The 20276-nt window shown below is 68.5% G+C and carries 16 protein-coding genes; 6 read left to right on the top strand and 10 right to left on the bottom strand.

From position 1 onward, the window contains the following. Positions 1–56: 56 nt before the first annotated feature. The 7 genes from accC to cutA form a co-directional block, all read right to left on the bottom strand. Positions 57–1433 (bottom strand): acetyl-CoA carboxylase biotin carboxylase subunit, encoded by a 1377-nt coding sequence (gene accC / locus IMW82_RS09430; protein ID WP_211004348.1) that lies wholly within the window; start codon positions 1431–1433, stop codon positions 57–59. A 10-nt stretch (positions 1434–1443) separates the two neighbouring features. Next, positions 1444–1902 (bottom strand): acetyl-CoA carboxylase biotin carboxyl carrier protein, encoded by a 459-nt coding sequence (accB, locus tag IMW82_RS09425; RefSeq protein WP_108471693.1) that lies wholly within the window; start codon positions 1900–1902, stop codon positions 1444–1446. A gap of 74 nt (positions 1903–1976) precedes the next feature. After that, a complete protein-coding gene (gene aroQ / locus IMW82_RS09420; protein ID WP_108471692.1) occupies positions 1977–2429 on the bottom strand; it encodes a type II 3-dehydroquinate dehydratase in 453 nt (150 codons plus the stop codon). 143 nt (positions 2430–2572) lie between these two features. After that, positions 2573–3112, bottom strand: coding sequence for a TlpA disulfide reductase family protein (locus IMW82_RS09415; protein WP_108471691.1), 540 nt, complete (start codon positions 3110–3112; stop codon positions 2573–2575). Next, the gene (locus IMW82_RS09410) at positions 3112–5301 is read right to left on the bottom strand and encodes a protein-disulfide reductase DsbD (RefSeq protein WP_108471690.1); all 2190 of its coding nucleotides are present in this window, start codon (positions 5299–5301) and stop codon (positions 3112–3114) included. Before IMW82_RS09410 ends, IMW82_RS09415 begins: the two co-directional genes overlap by 1 nt. 72 nt (positions 5302–5373) lie before the next feature. Next, entirely contained in the window at positions 5374–6270 is an 897-nt protein-coding gene (locus tag IMW82_RS09405) for a DMT family transporter (protein ID WP_108471689.1), read from the bottom strand. A 58-nt stretch (positions 6271–6328) separates the two neighbouring features. Beyond that, positions 6329–6679 carry a divalent-cation tolerance protein CutA gene (gene cutA, locus IMW82_RS09400; protein WP_108471688.1) on the bottom strand — a complete coding sequence of 117 codons (351 nt, stop codon included), beginning with the start codon at positions 6677–6679 and terminating at the stop codon, positions 6329–6331. Between the two features lie 236 nt (positions 6680–6915). On the opposite strand from cutA, the gene IMW82_RS09395 reads away from it, so the two are divergent. Continuing rightward, the gene (locus IMW82_RS09395; protein ID WP_007514157.1) at positions 6916–7209 is read left to right on the top strand and encodes a co-chaperone GroES; all 294 of its coding nucleotides are present in this window, start codon (positions 6916–6918) and stop codon (positions 7207–7209) included. Positions 7210–7337: 128 nt separating this feature from the next. Then, positions 7338–8990: a chaperonin GroEL gene (groL, locus tag IMW82_RS09390; RefSeq protein ID WP_108471687.1), complete on the top strand. Its 1653-nt coding sequence runs from the start codon at positions 7338–7340 to the stop codon at positions 8988–8990. A gap of 99 nt (positions 8991–9089) precedes the next feature. Here groL and IMW82_RS09385 read toward each other — a convergent pair whose 3' ends face one another. Continuing rightward, entirely contained in the window at positions 9090–9635 is a 546-nt protein-coding gene (locus IMW82_RS09385; RefSeq protein ID WP_108471686.1) for a hypothetical protein, read from the bottom strand. Between the two features lie 171 nt (positions 9636–9806). Beyond that, positions 9807–11699, bottom strand: a complete 1893-nt coding sequence (locus IMW82_RS09380) for an LTA synthase family protein (RefSeq protein WP_108471685.1) — start codon at positions 11697–11699, stop codon at positions 9807–9809. 172 nt (positions 11700–11871) lie between these two features. On the opposite strand from IMW82_RS09380, the gene glnE reads away from it, so the two are divergent. Both glnE and IMW82_RS09370 read left to right on the top strand, forming a co-directional pair. Continuing rightward, positions 11872–14748, top strand: coding sequence for a bifunctional [glutamate--ammonia ligase]-adenylyl-L-tyrosine phosphorylase/[glutamate--ammonia-ligase] adenylyltransferase (gene glnE, locus IMW82_RS09375; RefSeq protein WP_108471892.1), 2877 nt, complete (start codon positions 11872–11874; stop codon positions 14746–14748). A gap of 184 nt (positions 14749–14932) precedes the next feature. Then, positions 14933–17926, top strand: coding sequence for a ligand-binding sensor domain-containing diguanylate cyclase (locus IMW82_RS09370; protein ID WP_211004347.1), 2994 nt, complete (start codon positions 14933–14935; stop codon positions 17924–17926). On the opposite strand, the gene IMW82_RS09365 is transcribed toward IMW82_RS09370, so the two are convergent. After that, positions 17921–18895: a mitochondrial fission ELM1 family protein gene (locus IMW82_RS09365; RefSeq protein WP_108471683.1), complete on the bottom strand. Its 975-nt coding sequence runs from the start codon at positions 18893–18895 to the stop codon at positions 17921–17923. The two genes, IMW82_RS09370 and IMW82_RS09365, sit on opposite strands and share 6 nt — an antisense overlap. A 134-nt stretch (positions 18896–19029) precedes the next feature. On the opposite strand from IMW82_RS09365, the gene IMW82_RS09360 reads away from it, so the two are divergent. Both IMW82_RS09360 and IMW82_RS09355 read left to right on the top strand, forming a co-directional pair. Further along, on the top strand, positions 19030–19623 hold the full coding sequence (locus IMW82_RS09360; protein ID WP_108471682.1) for a malonic semialdehyde reductase: 594 nt from the start codon (positions 19030–19032) through the stop codon (positions 19621–19623). A gap of 52 nt (positions 19624–19675) precedes the next feature. Then, positions 19676–20269 (top strand): YceI family protein, encoded by a 594-nt coding sequence (locus IMW82_RS09355; protein ID WP_108471681.1) that lies wholly within the window; start codon positions 19676–19678, stop codon positions 20267–20269. Positions 20270–20276 lie beyond the last annotated feature (7 nt).

Raw genomic sequence — 20276 nt, 5'->3', positions numbered from 1 at the left:
GAGGAACGAATGATCGAGGAGTGAGCGGGGTGGGTGGCGACGCGCCAGCGTGCTTCTCACGACTCTCCGTTCGTTGCCGCATTCTTTTCCTTCTGCTCGGCCATCCGCTTCTCGAGGTAGTGGATGTTCTGGCCGCCGTGCTGGAAGCCGACGTCGGCCATGATCCGCTGCTGCAGCGGGATGTTGCACTTCACGCCCTCGATCACCGTCTCGGCCAGCGCCAGGCGCATGCGCGCGATCGCGGTCTCGCGGTCGGGGCCGTGCACGATCAGCTTGCCGATCATCGAGTCGTAGTTCGGCGGGATGCGGTAGCCGTCGTACAGGTGGGTGTCCACGCGCACGCCGGGGCCGCCGGGCGCCTCGAAGCGCTTCACCGTGCCGGGGCTGGGCATGAAGGTGTCCGGGTCCTCGGCGTTGATGCGGCACTCGATCGCGTGACCGGTGATCTTGATGTCCTCCTGGCGGATCGACAGCTTCTCGCCGCCGGCGATCAGCAGCTGCTCGCGCACCAGATCCACGCCGGTGATGAACTCGGTCACCGGGTGCTCGACCTGGATGCGCGTGTTCATCTCGATGAAGTAGAAGCGGCCGTTCTCGAACAGGAACTCGAACGTGCCGGCGCCGCGGTAGTTGATGCGCAGGCAGGCGTCGACGCAGACCTTGCCGATTGCCGCGCGCTGCTCCGGCGTGATGCCCGGCGCCGGCGCTTCCTCGACCACTTTCTGGTGGCGGCGCTGCATCGAGCAGTCGCGCTCGCCCAGGTGGATCGCGTGGCCCTGGCCGTCGGCCAGCACCTGGATTTCCACGTGGCGCGGATTCTCCAGGAACTTCTCCATGTACACCTGCTCGTTGCCGAACGCGGCCTTGGCTTCGGCCTTGGTCATGGTGATCGCATTGCCCAGGTGCGCCTCGGTGCGTACCACGCGCATGCCGCGGCCGCCACCGCCGCCGGCGGCCTTGATGATCACCGGGTAGCCGATCTCGCGCGCGATCTTGATATTGGTGTCGACGTCTTCGCCGAGTGGACCGCCGGAGCCGGGCACGCACGGCACGCCGGCGGCCTTCATCGCGCGGATCGCCTCGACCTTGTCGCCCATCAGGCGGATCACGTCGGCGGTCGGGCCGATGAAGACGAAGCCGGACTGCTCGACTTGTTCGGCGAAGTCGGCGCGTTCGGACAGGAAGCCGTAGCCGGGGTGGATCGCCTGGGCGTCGGTGATTTCCGCCGCCGCGATGATCCGCGGAATGTTGAGGTAGCTGTCGACCGACGGCCCGGGGCCGATGCAGATCGACTCGTCGGCGAGGCCGACGTGCTTCAGGTTGCGATCCACGGTGGAGTGCACCGCCACGGTCTTGATGCCCAGACTGTGGCAGGCGCGCAATACGCGCAGCGCGATTTCGCCGCGGTTGGCGATGACGACCTTCTCGAGCATCCGGGCGGCCTCAGGCAATCACGAACATGGGTTCGTCGAATTCCACCGGCTGGCCGTTCTCGACCAGGATCGCCTGCACGGTGCCGGCCACGTCGGCCTCGATCTGGTTGAACATCTTCATCGCCTCGATGATGCCCAGCGTCTCGCCGGCCTTGACCTGCTGGCCGACCTTGACGAAGGCCGGTGTGCCGGGGGTGGCCGAGGCGTAGAAGGTGCCGACCATCGGGGCCTTCACCACGTGGCCTGCCGGCAGCGCATTCGCGGCGGGCGCCTCGACGGCGACCGCCGGCGAGGCCGCGACCGGTGCAGCGGCCACGGCGACCGGGGCCGCCGGTGCGGCGGCTATTGGCGCGGCGTTCTTCGGCACGCGCGACAGGCGGACGACTTCCTCGCCCTCCTTGATCTCCAGTTCGGCGAGGTTGGATTCCTCGAGCAAGTCGATCAGCTTCTTGATTTTGCGCAAATCCATCGGATCAGCCTTTGGTCAGTCATGCCACCGCTTGGGTGGCCGGGGGTGAATGGAGAGGCCGCGCGGCCGGTGCGTCAGGGTGCGGCGCTTGCCTGCAACCGTTGCAGCGCCGCGTCCAGCGCCAGCCGGTAACTGTCGCCGCCGAATCCGCAGATCACGCCGAGCGCGATGTCGGACAGGTAGGAGTGGTGGCGGAACGACTCGCGGGCGAACACGTTCGACAGGTGTACCTCGATGAACGGGATCGCCGTCGCGGCGAACGCGTCACGCAACGCGATGCTGGTGTGGGTGAATGCGCCGGCATTGCACAGGATCATCGCGGTGCGGTCGTCGCGGCCCTGATGGATGCGCCCGACCAGTTCGTGCTCGGCGTTGGACTGGAACCAGACCAGCTCGTGCCCGGCCGCCTGCGCCCGCTCGGCCAGTTGCCGGTTGATGTCGGCCAGCGTCTCGCGGCCGTAGATCTGTGGCTCGCGGGCACCCAGCAAATTGAGGTTGGGTCCATGCAGGACCAGGATCTTCGCCACGAAACCGTCCAGCCAGCGTCCGGAGGTCCCGGAACCCGGCGCAGTGTGCGCGCAGTCGGGAATCTTGTCCAGTTCGCTGCAGATCGGCGATGTTTGACGGAGAAGCGTCGGGTTTCCGTGCGTCGGCGTATGTCGACGCTGGCTTAGCGTTGCGCTTGCCCTGGCGCCAGCCACTGTTCCAGCTGCACCGCCGACAACGGGCCGGCATGTGTCGCCAAGATGCGCCCATCGGCACCGATCAGCACGCTATAGGGGAGCACCTGACGGATATTGCCCAGTTGCAACGAAGTACTTGGCGGGCCCATCTGGCCGATCAAGATCGGGTAATTCACCGGATGTGCGGCCAAAAAGGTCCGAACGTGAACGGGTTCATCCATTGCAATACCGACCACGATCGGTGCGTTTTCGCCGAACTTTCCCTGCGCCAGTGCCAGTGCCGGCATTTCGGCCAGGCAGGGCACGCACCAGCTGGCCCAGAAATTCAGCAATACCCGGCGGCCGCGATAATCACTCAGCAGATGCAGCTTGCCGTCGAGGTCGGGCAGGCTGATCGCCGGCAGCGGCTGGCCGATCGCAGCCGTATCTGTTGGCGCCGGCTGCTGGCGGCGGTGTTGCGCATAGCCGCCGAGCGCGGCGGCCAGTACCGCCAGGCCGAGGATCAGCCAGTTGCTGCGACTCAACATCAGCGCGCCGCTTCCGTCAGCGCCTGCTCGACGATCGAGCGGGTCAGCACGGTGGACAACTGCTTGCCGGGACCGCCGTTTTTCGGGAACACCACGTACAGCGGCACGCCGGGCGAATGGTATTGCTGCAGGAACGCGCTGATGGTCGGGTTGACGTCGGTCCAGTCGCCCTTCATGTAGACCGCGCCGGTGCGCTGCAGCAGGTCGCGGAACGCCTGCGTGCCCAGCACCGCGTGCTCGTTCGCCTTGCAGGTGACGCACCAGTCGGCGGTCATGTCGACAAAAACGGGCGTGCCGGCCGCGCGCAGTTCGGCGAGCTTCTGCGGGCTGTAGGCGACCACGCCTTGCTCGGCCGTGGTGGCCGCCGACGGTGGCGGCACGTGGGCGAGCAGGTACATCGGCACCAGTGTGGCGAGCGCCAGCACCGCCACCGCAATCTTGCTGGGCATGCCGCGCGAGCGGCTGCGCTCGAACCACCACAGCGTCATCGCCAGCAGCACCATCGCCACCAGCACCAGGCCGACCGCATCAGCGCCGCGCTGGTTCGCCAGCACCCACACCAGCCAGGCGGCGGTGAGATACATCGGGAAGGCCAGCACCTGCTTCAGCGTTTCCATCCAGCGCCCCGGCTTCGGCAGCAGGCGCGCCAGCGCGGGCACGAAACCGATCGCCAGGAACGGCAGCGCCAGCCCCACGCCCAGCGCCAGGAACACCCCCAGCGCGGACAGCATCGGCGCGGCGAACGCATACGCCAGCGCGCTGCCCATGAATGGCGCGGTGCACGGGCTGGCCACCACCACCGCCAGCACGCCGGTGAAGAAGTCGCCGGCCGGGCCGGAACGGTTGGCCAGATTCGCGCCGGTATTGCCCAGCGAGGCGCCGAACTGCACCACGCCGGACATCGACAGGCCCACCGCCAGCATCACGCAGGCCAGTGCGCCGACCAGCAGCGGCTGCTGCAGCTGCGAACCCCAGCCCAGCGCATGACCGGCTGCGCGCAGCGCAAGGATGCCCAGCCCCAGCGCGGCGAAGCTGCACAACACGCCGGCGGTATAGAACAGGGCATGCCGGCGCGCGGTGGCTTGGCTGTCGCCGCTTTCCAGCACGCTGACCGCCTTGATCGACAGCACCGGCAGCACGCACGGCATCAGGTTCAGCACCAGGCCACCACCCAGCGCCAGCAGCAGCGCGGCGAGCAGGCTGACCTGCAGCGGGCCGCCGGCGAGATCGGCTGGTGGCAGCTCCGGCGCCGGCGTGCCGGATGTTGCCGCACCGCTGTTCAGGTCGATCTCCACCGCGCGCGTCATCAGCGGATAGCACAGGCCGCCGTCCTGGCAGCCCTGGAAGCTCGCCTGCAGGGTGAGCTGCTTGCGCCCGGCCAGGTCGCCTTCCAGTGTCACCGGTAGTTCGACCTGGTCGAAGTACACGGTGACGTCACCGTAGTGTTCGTCGTGGTGCGCGGTACCGGCCGGCCATGCGGGATGCAGCGTGAGACCGGCGGCATCCTTGAGCTTCAGCGTGGTCTGGTCACGGTACAGGTAGTAGCCCTTTGGCATCGTCCAGCGCAGCAGCAATTGCCCCGGTCCCTGCGCCAGCGCCTCGAAGCGGAACGCCTGCTCGGCCGGCAGCGGCGCACCGGTCGTGGCGACGCCTGCGTTGCTGCCGAGCCGGTTCAGCGCCGCGCCCAGTGCGCTGCCGGTCGCTGGCGTCGTCGCGACGCCGGCATTGGCCGGCAGCGGTAGGTCCAGCTTCTCGGTATGCGGCGGGTAGCAGATCTTCGGGTCGACCTCGTGGCAGCCCTGGTACTGCACGCTCAACTGCAGCCGCGTGGTGCCGGCGGCGATGGTGTACGGAATGCTGGCGTCGACGCCGTGGTGGTAGGTCTCCACGTCGCCGAGGTATTCGTCGTGGTGTTTCTCGCCGTCAGGCAGCTGCGCTTCGCCGAGGGTGACGCCGTCGCCACCCTTGAACTTCATGCGGCCGCGGTAGAGGTAGTAGTCCGGCGCGATTGTCCAGTGCAGCTTCAGCACGCCGGGCGTGGCGGTGTCGGTGCTCAGCTTGTACGCCTCGGTGACTGGCAGCAGGCTTTCCGTGTCCTGTGCCGACGCGGGCACGGCGCACAGCAGGCCGAGCAGCAGCAGGACCAGTGCGGGCAGGCGGGCGGCCAGGCGGCCGGTGATCAGGCGCATCGCGATTCCAGTGGCACAACGGCAGGACAGCCATTATGGACCATGCCGATCGCGCTTCCGTTCCTTGCGGCCTTATGCCTCCTCAATCGCCAGTGAGGGCACCACGTGGCGCCTGCGCACCAGTCCGGTGGTGAGCGCGGTGCCCAGCAGGATCACCGCGCAGCCGCCGAGCATACGGGTGCTCACCGGCTCGCCGAGCAGCAGCGCGCCCCACAGCACGCCGAACGCCGGGATCAGGTAGGGAATCACCATGATGCGCGTCGCGCCGACCCGCGCCAGCACCCAGAAGAACATCACATAGGCCAGCGCCGTGCACAGCACGGCCAGCCCCGCGGCGGCCAGCCATGCCTGCAGCGGCGGTGCCTGTGCCGGCCACGCCAGCAGCGTCGTCGGCAACAGCAGCCCCGCGGCGACCATATGGCTGCCGACCGTCACCACCAGCGGTGTCACCCCCGCCAGCCGCAGGTGGGTGTAATGCACCGCATAGCCGTACAGCACGGTGGCGGCCACGCAGGCTAGCAGCGCCACGCCCGCGCCCGGCCCCAACGCGAGGCTGCCCTCGGCTAGCCAGATGACGCCGGCGAAGCCGATCGCCAGCCCGGCGCCGCGCCAGGCATCCAGCCGCTGGCCCAGCCACAGCCAGCCGATCAGCGCGGCGAACATCGGCGTCATGCCGTCGATGATCGAGGCCAGGCCCGCCGGCAGGCTGCGCGTGGCGAAGGTGAACAGCACGAACGGCAGCGCCGAGTTGGTCAGCCCGACCACGGCGATCGGTCGCCAGTGCGCCCGCCATTCGGCGAGCCGCGCGCGCGAGGCCAGCAGCGGCAGGAAGCACAGCGCCGCGCCGATCGCGCGTAACCCGGCCAGCGGCAGCGCGCCGAAGGCGCCGGCACCCAGCCGCATGAACAGGAACGAGCCGCCCCACAGAGCGCCCAGCGACAGCAGCACGGCGTAGTCGGTCTTCTTCATTTCAGGGAGGGCGAAGTGGGGAGGGCACAGTCTGACGCCCTGCCACTGACAAGGGCTGTCAGCAGTCTTGCGTCGTCCCGCCGGTCGCCGCGCGCACCCAGTCCAGGTAGGCCGTGTGGCCGCGCTGCACCGGCACCGCGATCAATTCGGGCAGTTCGTACGGGTGCAGTTCGAGCAGGCGGGTTTTCAGCGCGTCGAAGCGCCCGGCGGTGGTCTTGATCAGCAGCAGCTCCTCGCTGTCGCATGTCACGACGCCCTGCCAGCGATAGGTGGAATGGACGGCGGGCAGGCGGTTGACGCAGGCGGCCAGCCGCTCGCCGACCAGCGCCTCGGCGATGGCCTGGGCGCTGGCGGCGTCCGGGCAGCTGCAATGGCAAAGCAGGACGGTGGCAGGGTCGGTCGGGGTCATGGTCGAAGCGTACCCGGGTCGCGCCGGCTGCGCTGGCTGCAGGCGATTTTGCGGCGCGCCCTTGAAACGCCGGCTGGTTCGCCCAATTAGCTGTTGCATCCCCCGTACAAAGATCTCTTGCAGCGGGGTCACATACCCGTAAAATTGGCACTCATTTACTTCGAGTGCTAACAGGATCGCCGGTCCGGGTCTTGAAAGCCTTGTTCATCAACAACCTAAGTCAGCTGGAGTCGTCCATGAGCACACTGCGTCCGTTGCATGATCGCGTCATCGTCAAGCGTCTAGAAGAAGAGCGCGTTTCCGCCGGCGGCATCGTCATCCCCGACAGCGCCACCGAGAAGCCGACCCGCGGCAAGGTCGTCGCCGCCGGCACCGGCCTGATCATGAGCGACGGCAAGGTGCGCCCGATGTCGCTGAAGGCCGGCGACGTGGTGCTGTTCGGCAAGTACGCCGGCCAGGAAATCAAGATCGACGGCGAAGAGCTGGTCTTCCTGAAGGAAGACGACATCGTGGCGGTGATCGAGGGCTGATGGGGGGCCTGATTGTCTGAGCGCGAGTGAAATTCAAAACCGCGCACGCCAGTCGCCTTTGGCTCCTTCCTGTAGCTCTTTCGTGACGTTTCCCATTACTTATTAAAAATTTTTCAAGGAAAAATTTTATGTCCGCTAAAGAAGTCCGTTTCGGCGAAGACGCCCGTTCGCGCATCCTCAAGGGCGTGAACACGCTCGCCAATGCCGTCAAGGTCACGCTGGGCCCGAAGGGCCGCAACGTCGTGCTCGAGAAGAGCTTCGGCGCCCCCACGATCACCAAGGACGGCGTGTCCGTCGCCAAGGAGATCGAGCTGGCCGACAAGTACGAGAACCTCGGCGCGCAGATCGTCAAGGAAGCCGCCTCCAAGACCTCCGACGTCGCCGGTGATGGCACCACCACCGCCACCGTGCTGGCGCAGGCGTTCATCCAGGAAGGCCTGAAGGCCGTCGCCGCGGGCATCAACCCGATGGACCTGAAGCGCGGCATCGACAAGGCGGTGATCGCCGCCGTGGGCGAGCTGAAGAAGCTGTCCAACCCCACCGCGAACGACAAGGAAATCGCCCAGGTCGGCACCATCTCGGCCAACTCCGATACCAACATCGGCGACATCATCGCCACCGCGATGAAGAAGGTCGGCAAGGAAGGCGTGATCACGGTCGAGGAAGGCTCGGGCCTGGACAATGAACTCGACGTGGTCGAGGGCATGCAGTTCGACCGCGGCTACCTGTCGCCGTACTTCATCAACAACCAGCAGAGCCAGCAGGTCGAGCTGGACGACCCGTACATCCTGATCCATGACAAGAAAGTGTCGAACGTGCGCGAGCTGCTGCCGGTGCTGGAAGCCGTCGCCAAGGCCGGCAAGCCGCTGCTGATCGTCGCCGAGGAAGTCGAGGGCGAGGCGCTGGCCACCCTGGTGGTCAACACCATCCGCGGCATCGTCAAGGTCGCCGCCGTCAAGGCGCCGGGCTTCGGCGACCGTCGCAAGGCGATCCTGGAAGACATCGCGATCCTCACCAATGGCCAGGTCGTGTCCGAGGAAGTCGGTCTGTCACTGGAGAAGACCACCATCGGTGACCTGGGCCGCGCCAAGCGCGTGGTGATCACCAAGGAAAACACCACCATCATCGACGGCGCCGGCGAAGCCGAGCGCATCCAGTCGCGCATCGGCCAGATCAAGGCGCAGATCGAGGAGACCTCCTCCGACTACGACCGCGAGAAGCTGCAGGAGCGCGTGGCCAAGCTGGCCGGCGGCGTGGCCGTGATCAAGGTCGGCGCCGCGACGGAAGTCGAGATGAAGGAAAAGAAGGCCCGCGTCGAAGACGCCCTGCACGCGACCCGTGCGGCCGTCGAAGAAGGCGTGGTGCCGGGCGGCGGCGTCGCGCTGATCCGCGCGCTGAAGGCGGTCGAAGGCCTGAAGGGCGACAACACCGACCAGGACCTGGGCATCGCGATCACCCGTCGCGCGCTGGAAGCGCCGCTGCGCGCGATCGTCGCCAACGCCGGCGAAGAGCCGTCCGTGATCCTCAACAAGGTCAAGGAAGGCAAGGGCAACTTCGGCTACAACGCCGCCAGCGGCGAGTTCGGCGACATGGTCGAGATGGGTATCCTGGACCCGACCAAGGTGACCCGCACGGCCCTGCAGCACGCCGCGTCGGTCGCCGGCCTGGCGATCACCACCGAGGCGATCGTCGCCGAGCTGCCGAAGAAGGACGAAGGCCACAGCCACGGCGGTGGCGGCATGGGCGGCGGCATGGGTGGCATGGGCGGCATGGATTTCTAAGCCCGTATCCAGGGCACGACCAAAGAAAACCCCGCCTAGGCGGGGTTTTCTTTTTTGTGTTGCCGGTCCGGACGACAGGCCCGGACGGTGCTGGCCGGCTCAGTGGCCGTGGGCGTTCGCGCTGCCACTGACGCCGGCGTTGCCGCTGGCGTTGATACCCTTCACCGCATCGCCGACCGAGCCAGCCGCGCGGTCGCTGGACTGGATCGCCGAGTGGGCGGCGTCGCGCACCTCGCCGCCCACGCCCTGGCCCATGTCGCCGGCCTTGCCGGCGGTGGCGGCGGTGTCGAGGCCGGCACCGCTGTCGACATTGGCGTTGGCGTCGGCGTGCGAGTCGCCGGCGTCGGCGCCGATGGTGCCATTGGCATTCACGTTGGCGTGGCTATTGGCGTTGTCATTGACGGTTGAGCGGGTCTTGTCGACGGCCTTGCGGGCATGGTGCTTCACGTGGGAACTGCTGCGATGCAGGGTCCGTTCGGTCTGGGTGGTGGCCTGGTCGGCGGCGTGCATGGCACCGGGTGCGGCGACGCCGGCATGGACGCCGGCATCGACCCGGGCGGCGCCGCCGAGGTTGGCCTGGGCGAAGGCGGACGCGGTGAATACGCTGGCACCGAGGACGAGGGCGGAAAGCATGGTCTTGCGCATGGTATTGACCTCCACGATTGGGGAATGCCGCGAGGCGCGCTGTGCGCTGTCCCACGGACACGTCGAAACTAGAAGTTGCTTCCCGACTGTCGTCTGAATTCGGCGCCGCGGCCTTCAGTTGCCGGACAGTTCGCTGAACGGCACCCCGGCGCGAGGGCCGGAGCTGTCCGCTCATCGCGTGGCGGATGCGGGCAGCGGTACCGGCGATGCGTCGTGCTGGGCGATATGACCGGGTGACGCCGCCGCTGGCTGCGGCAACAGCTTGTCCAGCTTGCCGTTCATGCGCAGCTGGTCGATGCTGGCCATGGCGTGGTCGAGTTGCTGCTGGGCGTCGTCTTCAGGCAACGGTGGGGCGCCGGGGGCTTCGGTGAGCGCGGCCAGTGGCGGGCCGACCAGTGCGGTCAGCGCGAAGTACGGGTCATCGTGGATGCCGACGTGCGCCAGCAGTTTGCCGGGCAGCAGCCAGGAGGCGGTGTCGACGATGCTGCGCTTGCCCGGGTGCTTCGGGTCGACCAGCAGCCACACACCGGCCTGACCCAGCATGTCACCGCCGTCGACGAAGCCGGTGGTCTGGTAGCTGTTGCTCAGCGCCGGCAGGTGGTCGCCGTAGAACAGCACCACGCTGGGGCGCTGGCGCTGGGCCAGCAGCTTCACCAGCCGGCCGAGCTCGGCGTCGGCGTGCTGGAGGTGGTAGAGGTAGGTCTGCAGTTCCCGCTTGTCGCGGCCATCAATGCCGGCGGGCACCGGGATCGCGTCGCGTTCGGCGATGTGGGCCGGCTCGACGTCGTACGGGCCGTGCGCCTCGATGCTGATGGCGAAGATGAACTGCGGCGGGCCATCGTCCTTCAGCTGGGTCAGGATCTCGTCGGTCATCGCGCTGTCGGCCATGTACTTGCCGTCGTTTGCCGCGCCGGGCGGGAACGACGCCTGCGACACGAAGCGGTCGAAGCCGATCGCCTTGAACGCGGTGGTGCGGTTCCAGAACGCCGGGTCGTTGCCGTGCAGTGCCAGCGTGGCGTAGCCGTGCCGGCTGAGCGTGCGCACCAGCCCCGGCAGTGCCTTGTGGCTCATCTGCAGGTAGGGGAATTGCAGGTTGTCGAAATAGCGCAGCGACAGGCCGGTGAGGAATTCGAACTCGGTGCGGATGGTGCCGCCGCCGAAGGTCGGCACATGCAGCTTGCCGCTGGTGCCGTGCGCGGCGAGCCGGCGCAGGTTCGGCGTGAAGCTGCTGTGCTCGTAGCCGCGCATGATGGCGGGGTCGAAGAACGACTCGCTCTGCACCACCACGATGTCCGGCAGTTCGCCGGCGGCGGTCGGCGCCTGCATCGACTGCAGCAGGGCCGGCGCGGACTGCTCGATCAGCTTCATGGCCGCGGCGCGATCCGGCTTGCGCTGGCCCTGGCCGTAGTGCAGGTGGAACAGCATCAGCGAGCTGACCAGGCCGGAATGGGTGGTGGTGGAAATCGCCGACCACGGTTCCAGCCACAGCGTCTTCGCGTTGTAGACCTTCGCCCAGGCGGGCAGGCCGGTCAGCATGCTGGCCAGCGCCAGCACCAGCAGGCTGCCGCCGAGCAGGCGTGCGCCGCGTGTGCGGCGCGCAAACAGCGGCGGTTCCAGCCGCCATGCCGCGACAATCAGCGCCACCGCGGCGAACAGGCCCAGGTATGGCCACGGGCTGTGCGGCAGGTAGCCGGACAGGATGTGCATGCCGCCCTTGCGCAACTGGCCGACGATGCGGAAATCGTCCGGCAGCAGCGGCGTGCCGAGGTTCGCCACCTTCAGCACGTTCACCGCGTACAGCAGCCCCTGCAGCAGGAACGCCAGCGCGAACGACAGCAGCGCGCGCCGGCTGATCGCCAGCAGCACGCCGGCCAGCAGCAGGCCCGGCCAGGCGTTGGCCAGCGGGTAGCGGGCCTGGTCGAACAGGCGCAGCGGGGTCACCCCGACGCCGCCATCCAGCAGCCCGGTCAGCAGCACGAAGACCAGCGCCAGCAACAGCAGCAGCACGACGCGGGGGACGATGACGCGCCAGCGTGTGGACGGGTTGGCGGAATTCAGGGGCATGGCAGTTCCGTGGTTACTGTCATGGGTTGGACTTGTCAATGTAATGACATCGAGATGAACCGCGGATAGGCGTGGCCGGCGAGTTTCGGGCTTGCACGCGGCTTGTTCAAGCTGGCGTCACGGGTTGCCGGCCGGCTGCCGGCAACCGCTCTCCGTGCGGCACAATGGCTGGATGACCCACCCGGAATCCACCGCGCTGCGCGCGCTGATCGACGACCGCTACGGCGAACTGGCCGCCCGCTGCCGTGCTGCCGGCGTGCCGCTGCACGACGACGCCGGCGTGGCCGAGCGGATCCGCCGCACCCTGCTGGCCAGCGACTTCGCCTTCGACGTGTGGTGCCGCCAGCCGCAGCTGCTGGCGCCGGCCGGGCTGGAACGGCTGCGCTCGGGCAGCGACGCCAGCGCGCGCATCGACGCGCTGAAGCTGCCGGACGACGAGGCCGCCTGCATGGCGGCGTTGCGCCGCTTCCGCCATGCCGAGGCGCTGCGGCTGGTGTTCCGCGACGTCAACGCCCTGGACGAACTGCCGGAAACGCTGTCCGCCACCAGCGTGCTGTACGAGGCGCTGCTGGAGGCCGCGCTGGGCTGGTCCGAACGCGCGCTGGCCTCGCGCTATGGCCACGGCCGCGCTGCCGATGGCGCGCTGCAGCGGTTGCTGGTGATCGGCTTCGGCAAGCTCGGCGGCAGCGAGCTGAACTTCTCCTCCGACATCGACCTGGTGTTCGCCTATCCGCAGGGTGGCCAGACCGACGGCGCGCGCCCGCTCGACAACAGCGAGTACTTCGTGCGGCTCGGCCGCCAGCTGGTGCGCCTGCTGAACGAGCCGACCATGGACGGCATCTGCGCGCGGGTCGACCTGCGCCTGCGCCCGTTCGGCAACGCCGGCCGGCTGGCGCTGTCGTTCGCCGCGATGGAGCAGTACTACCAGAGCGAGGGCCGCGACTGGGAACGCTACGCGTGGATCAAGGCGCGCCCGGTCGCCGGCGACCGCGCCGCCGGCAAGCAGCTGCAGGAGCTGCTGCGCCCGTTCGTCTACCGCAAGTACCTCGACTACACCGCGTTCGCCGGGCTGCGCGAGATGAAGGCGCTGATCGACGCGGAAGTGGCGCGCAAGGATCTCGCCGACAACCTCAAGCTTGGCCCCGGCGGCATCCGCGAGATCGAGTTCATCGTGCAGCTGACCCAGCTGATCCGCGGCGGCCGCGAACCGTCCCTGCGCGTGCGCGGCCTGCTGGGTGCGTTGACCGCCTGCGAGGCGCGCGGCCACATCGGCGCGGCGCGCGCGCGCATGCTGCGCGAGGCCTACGTGCTGCTGCGCCGGGTCGAGAACCGCGTGCAGATGCTGCGCGACGCACAAACCCACGACATCCCCGCCGATACACTGAGCCGCGAGCGCATCGCGCTGAGCCTCGACCATCCCGATTGGGACAGCCTGCAGGCGGCCCTGGCGAAACAGCGCGCGGTGGTCAGCGAGGAATTCGCCGCCGTGCTGATGCCGCAGGGCGGCCGCGCGGCCCGCGTGCCGGCCGCCGACAAACTGCTGTGGCAGCGCGCCTGCGACGAATCGCTGGACGCCGCCACGCTGGAAGCCTCCGGCTTCGCGCCCGGCGCCGAGCTGGCCGATGCCTTGCTGAAATTGCCGCAAGCCGCGGCGGTGCGCGCCATGTCGCCGCGCTCGCGCGAGCGGCTCGACCACCTGATGCCGCAACTGTTCGACGTCGCCCGCGCCACCGCGGCGCCGGTGGCCAGCCTGCTGCGCCTGTGCCGGTTGATGCAGGCGGTGGCGCGGCGTTCGTCCTATCTGGCCCTGCTGGAAGAGCAGCCGGCGGCGCGACGGCGGCTGGTGCGGCTGTTCGCCGACAGCGCGTTCCTGGCCGAGCGCGTCATTGCGCAGCCGCTGCTGCTGGATGACGTGCTCGACCCGCGCATCGACCAATTGCCGTTCAGGCGCGCCGACATCACCGCCGAGATCGCCCGCGTACTGGGCACGCTGGAGGAGCGCGAGGCCGAAGCGGAGCTGGAGCGGATCAACGAGTTCAAGGCCTCCACCGCGTTCCGGCTGGGCCTGGCGTTCAACGACGGCCGCGCCGACGCAGTGGCCACCGCGCGCCGGCTGGCCGCGCTGGCCGAGTCGGTGGTCGCGGCGGTGCTGGCGCTGGCCGAGCGCGAGCTGGTGGCGCAACACGGTCGTTTGCCCGGTGCCGGTTCGGGTTTTTCGGTACTGGGTTACGGCAGCCTCGGCGGCGAGGAGCTCGGCTTCGCCTCCGACCTCGATCTGGTGTTCGTCTACGACGGCCGCCGCGCACAGGCGATGAGCGACGGTGCGCGGCCGCTCGAGGGCTCGCGCTGGTACCAGCGCCTGGCCCAACGGGTGATGAACTGGCTCACCGTGCTGACCCGCGGCGGCCGCCTGTACGAAGTCGATACGCGCCTGCGCCCGGACGGTTCCAAGGGCCTGCTGGTCGGCAGCCTGGACGCCTTCGTGGCCTACCAGCAGGGCCGGGCGTGGACCTGGGAACACCAGGCGCTGCTGCGTGCACGGCCGGTGGCCGGCGATGGAGCGCTGAACGCCGAACTGGCCGGGGTCCGCCGCGCGATCCTGGCGGTGCCGCGCGAGCGCGCCACCGTACTGGCCGAGGTCGGCAGCATGCGCCAGCGCTGGCGCGCCGAGCGCGACCGCTCCGACGAGCTCCGCTTCGACCTCAAGCAAGGCCATGGCGGCCTGCTCGACATCGAGTTCGCACTGCAGGGGCTGGTGCTGGCGCACGCGGCCGGGCAGCCGGCCCTGCTCGGCGTCACCGCGAACGCCGGCCTGATCGAGGCCTGCCGCGCCGCCGGTCTGCTCGACAGCAACCAGGCGGCCATTCTCGCCGTGGCCCACGCCGACCTGCTGCAGCGCGCACTGGCCTGCACGCTCGACCTGCGTTCGCGCGTCGCGCCGCGCGATGCGGAACTGGAGCAGCTGTGCGGCAGCGTGCGCGAGATCACCGCTGCGCTGGGGTTCGCGTTCGATGCATCCGGCGACTCCGGGGCGGGGTCGGCGGCGTGAGCGGCGTGGCCGGCGATGGCCACGGATCAGTCCCGGCCTTGGTGCCGTCGGCCAGCGGGTCCAGCCGGGCGTCGATCGGCCGGTATCGCCGGCGCGCTTTCTGATACCTTGCCAGCTAGCGAAGCCGGGGCGGTCTGCAAGTCCGGGCAACCAGCGGAAGGCTGACGTCAGGGCAAGGGGGAGCATGGCACGGGGACGTTACACGATCCTGCTCATGATCACGGTCTGCATGTCCGGGGTACGACCGGCGGCGGCGATGGATCCGCACACACCGTTCCACACGTTCGTCGTCGATCACTGGAGCGTCGAGCAGGGCCTGCCGCAGATCACCGTGCTGGGCATGGCGGAGGACCGGGCTGGTTTCCTGTGGCTCAGCACGCAGGCCGCCGTGGCGCGTTTCGACGGCACGCATTTCACCACGTTCGACCGGGCCAGCACCGGTGTCGACACCAGCATGCTCTCCGCGGCATGGGCCGACCCGCAGGGGCAGGTCTGGTTTGGCGGCGCCCGCGGCCTGTTGCGCGAACGCGACGGCCACTTCACGGCCTGGGATGGTGACGCGGTCAATGCGATCACGGATGCCGGTGACGGCACGCCGCTGCTGGCCACCTCGCACGGCCTGGCGCAGCTGCACAACGACAGGATCACCCCGCTGGCCGGCTATGCCGGAGCGGCCTTCAGCTTGTTGCGCGATGGCAAGGTGCTGTGGGTCGGCGGGTCCGGCCACCTGTGCCGTCTCGATCCCGCAATCGATCCGCCGGCGATGACGTGCATGCAGCCGACTCGCGCCGACCACCGGCCCGTGCTCATCAACCACATGGCACTGGTCCGTGGCAGCGTATGGCTGGGCACGCAGGTCGGACTGATGCGTGTGGACGGAGATCGCATCGTTCCGGCCGGATTGAGCCCCGAACTCGATACCGCGTCGATCGAAAGCCTGCTGACCGATCGCGACGGGACCTTGTGGATCAGTACCGTGCAGGCTCTTTATCGACGGTTGCCCGACGCGACGCTGGAACGGGTGGCCGACAGCGACATCGCGCGCCACCCGTGGGTCCGGGCACTGCACGAGGATCGCGCCGGCAACCTGTGGATGGGTACCCAGATCGGCGGCTTGTACCGGGCCTGGAATGGCTGGACGCGAAGCGTGTCGACCCGCGACGGCGTGCTCGATTCCCTGGTGTGGAGCATCGTGCGGGCGCCGGACGGGAAGATCGTGTTCGGCACCAATTCGGACGTGGAGACTTTCGACGGCAAGCGCGCGCAGCCGTTGATCCCCGGCAGCGCGCTGCCGAATCCTTCGGCCTATGAGCTGTACTACGACCGCCGGGGCCGGCTATGGGTCGGCACGCGCGCGGGTGTCGCCGTCTACGAGCGGGGCAGGAATGTCACCCCGCCGGCCCTGTCCGCCCTGGACGGCCGGCAGATCAACGACATCCGCGAGGTGGCCGACGACGACTTCTGGATCGGCACTTCCGGCGGCCTGTACCGCTTGCAGCAGGGCAGCTTGAGCCGGGCCGATCCGGCTGCCACGGCTGCCGCCTCGATCATCCGCTGGATCCTGCCGCTGGCGGCGGATCATCTGTACCTGGGCACCGAGGATGGCGTGCGCGAACTGCGCCATGGCCGGGTGGAGGATCCGGCGTGGGCGGCGCCGCTGCGTGGCCACTTCGTCACCCGCGTGGTCATGCTGAAACCAGGCATGCTCGGCATTGCCACCACGGATGCCGGCATCGGCGTGATGCAGGACGGGCGATTGCGCATGACCGGCCAGCGGGATGGCCTGCCCAGTGACAACGCCTGGACGCTCGATGTCCTCGATGGCGACCTCTACGTCGGTTCGATCGCCGGTGCCTGGCGGCTGCCGCTGGCGCAACTGCCGTTGCCGGGTTCGCCGCCACGCCGGGTGATGCCGCAGCTGCTGGCCGGCGAAGAACGCGCCACCGCCCTGCACAATACGCGCTGCTGCAACGGTGGTGCCGGTTCGCGCAGCCTGATCGATGGTGATGCGATCTGGTACAGCACGACGGATGGCGCGCTCAGGCTGGACACGCGTGCGCTCGACAAGCAGCCGAAGCCGCCGCAGGCGATGATCGAGTCCATCGAGCATGGCGACCGGCAGTTTCCGGGCCAGCCATTCGACCTGCGCCAGGGCGCACGCGACCTGGCGGTTTATTACACCGCGCCCTACCTGCGCGTGGGTGCGCTGCGGTTCCGCTACAAGCTGGAAGGCTACGACGCGGACTGGCAGGACGCCGGCGCCCGGCGCGTCGTGTACTACACGCACCTGCCGCCGGGCCACTACCGTTTCCGTGTCGCCGCCGCACTTCCCAGCGCCCCCGACTTCGGTCCCGAGGCGGATCTGGCGATCCAGGTCCGGCCGTACTGGCATGAACGCGTGTCGGTTCGGGTGGCGGCGATCCTGCTGCTGTGCCTGGCCCTGTTCCTGCTGGTCCGCTGGAGCATGCGTCGGCAACGCCGGCGCAATGCATGGCTGGAGGCGGAGGTCGACCAGCGCACCGAACAGCTCGTGCGCGCGCTTGAACGCCTGCGCGTGACCAACCTTGCGCTGGCCGAGGAAAGCCATACCGATACACTGACCGCGCTGCACAACCGGCGTTACCTGCTGGCGCGGCTGCCCGAGGTGCTTTCCGGCGAAGCCTGCGCCGGCGTGGTGCAGATCGATGTCGACTACTTCAAGCAGATCAACGACAACTACGGCCACGCGGTGGGCGATGAGGTATTGCGCAAGCTGGGTCGCCTGCTCATTAAGGCGCAGCGTGGCAGCGACATGTCCGTGCGCTGGGGCGGGGAGGAGTTTCTGCTGCTGCTGAAGGATGTCGATGCCGCCGGCGTCATGGCCATCGCCGAGCGCCTGCGTCACGACATTGCGGCACAGGAATTCGCGAATGGTCGCGGCGGCAGGATCCGGCTGACCTGCTCGATCGGTTTCAGCATGCATCCGCTGGCCACGCAGGTCGACAAGACCAGCTTCGACGCGGCACTCGAATTGGCGGATCTGGCCCTGTACCGCGCCAAGCAGGATGGACGGGACACCTGCGTCGGGCTGGTGGTCACGGCGCCGCTGTCCGCCGAGATCCTGCATGCGCCCCTGGCGCCGCAGCTGGGTGCGTTGTTGGCGTCTGGCTGGCTGCGCTGGCTGCGCGAAACTTCATGATTCGCCCGGCCGGGCACGGATCCGTTCGCACAGGATGGCCGCGATGGCGGCGGTTTCCCGCAACGGCGGTTGCCGGCCGGACGCCGCATCGAGGTCGTGCAGCAGGCCGGCTTCGCGCAGCGACTGGTGGAAACGCGCGAGCTTCGGCGGCAGCGGCGCGCTGACCAGGGTTTCCACCGGGCAGCCGACGGCGCAGGCTTCCGAGAGCATGTTCACCGAGTCAGGGGTGACCACCAGGCGGTCGGCCCAGCCGAGCACGCCGGGGTAGGGGTTGCGGCCATCGTCGGGGCCGGCCCAGACCAGGCCCGGCACGCCTTTCAGTTCGTGCCGGAAGATCTCGACCAGTGCGGGCGGGGTGCGCCGCGAGCCCAGCACCAGCAGGCTGCCGCCTTCGCGGCGGTGGCGTTCCAGCAGGCGCGCGACCAGCCGCAGGGCGTAATCCGCACCCAGCGCGATGCCCTGGCGCGGCCCGCCAAGCAGCACGCCGACCCGTGGCTGCAGCAGTTCGGTGAATTGGGGGCAGGCATCGCGGCCGTCGGCCAGCCACTCGTCGTCGACCGAGTTCAGCGAGCCGAGCGGACGCAGCACGTTGGGGCCGTCGAGCTGGTCGTGGCGGGGTGCGATCACCGTGTCCCAGAGCGCGGGGTCGATCCGCGGGTTCAGGATCTGCACGGTATGGCACTGGCCGTCGGCCAGTTGGCGCAGCAAGCGGGTGAACAGGGCGGCGGCGCGACCACAACCGATCGCCACCGCTGGCCACGGCGGCGCGAACAGCTGGCGCTGGCGTGCGGGCAGGGCCAGCCGACCGCCCCATGCCAGTCGCGGCGCCAGCCATGACCACGGCGCCCGCGGCTGCAGCACCAGGTGGCGCAGCGGCAGCTGCAGGTATTCGGCCAGCGCCAACGCCTGGCGCTGGTTGCCGGCGGCGCTGTCGGTGATCACCCAGCATTCACCATGCAGCTTCAGCATGAGCGCTGGCGTCGCGGCATTGTTTCCGGAATGAGCACTGTACGTTCTCTTTGCGGGTGGACTGTTCGCGTGCGACCACCTATAAACTGGCGGGATGGCGTCATTGCCGGCGCGTCTTTCCACAGAGGATACCGATGAGCGAGTTGCTTTCCGAGGCCAGTCTGGACCAGTTGTTCCGCCATGCCCGCACCTTCAACGCGTGGCTGCCGAAAGAGGTGAGCGACGAGCAGTTGCACCAGCTCTACGACCTGGCCAAGTTCGGGCCGACCAGCGCAAATTCCTCGCCGATGCGGGTGGTGTTCGTGAAGTCGGCGGCGGCGAAGGCAAAGCTGGCGCCGTTCCTGTCCGACGGCAATCGCGCCAAGACCATGGAAGCGCCGGTTACCGCGATCGTCGCCACCGACCACGCGTTCTACGAGCAGTTGCCGAAGCTGTTCCCGCACGCCGACGCGAAGAGCTGGTTCGTCGGCAACCAGCCGCTGATCGACACCACCGCATTCCGCAACGCCACCCTGCAGGGCGCCTACCTGCTGCTGGCGGCGCGGGCGGTCGGGCTGGATTGCGGTCCGATGTCCGGCTTCGACAATGCCGGCGTGGATGCGGCGTTCTTCGCAGGCACCACGGTCAAGTCGAACTTCCTGATCAGCATTGGTTACGGCGATGCCAGCCGCAACCTGTTCCCGCGCAGTCCCCGCCTGACCTTCGGCGAAGCCTGCACGATCGCCTGAAGCCCGCGTCCCGTCCCCACTTTCCCGCCCCCATTTTCCACGGAGTCTTTCCATGCGTGCATTGAAGTATCTCGTTCTTGCCGGCTTGCTCGGCGCCGCCGTGTCGGTCCAGGCCGCCCCGGTCACCTACAAGCTCGACCCCAGCCACACGATGGTCCTGTTCAGCTGGAACCACTTCGGCTACTCCAACCCCACCGCCAATTTGGGTCTGGGCGAGGGCACCGTGGTGTTCGACGAGCAGCACCCGGTCAGGTCCAGCGTGGAAGTGACCCTGCCGCTGGCCGACCTCGATACCCATGTGCCGGCGCTGGACGAACACCTGAAGAAGCCGGACTTCCTCGACGCCGATAAGTACCCGGTGGTGACCTTCAAGAGCACCGCAGTGCAGCCGCTGGGCGGCAACAAGTTCAAGGTTACCGGCAACCTCACCGTGCACGGCGTGACCCGCCCGGTGGTGCTGGACGCGACGCTGAACAAGATCGGCCCGCACCCGATGACCAAGGCGCCGTCGATCGGCTTCGACGCCACCGCCAGCATCAAGCGTTCGGAGTTCGGCGTCGGCGCCTACGTGCCGAACGTCAGCGACGAGCTCGTCATCCGCATCACCACCGAAGGTTCGGTGCCGAAGAAGGCCGCGGCCAAGTAAAGTTGCT

It is taken from the genome of Rhodanobacter sp. B2A1Ga4, from assembly GCF_018101315.1.
GTDB lineage: Bacteria > Pseudomonadota > Gammaproteobacteria > Xanthomonadales > Rhodanobacteraceae > Rhodanobacter > Rhodanobacter thiooxydans_A.
The sequence above is the reverse complement of the archived record's forward strand: the minus strand, read 5'-3'. Positions and strand labels throughout refer to the sequence as shown.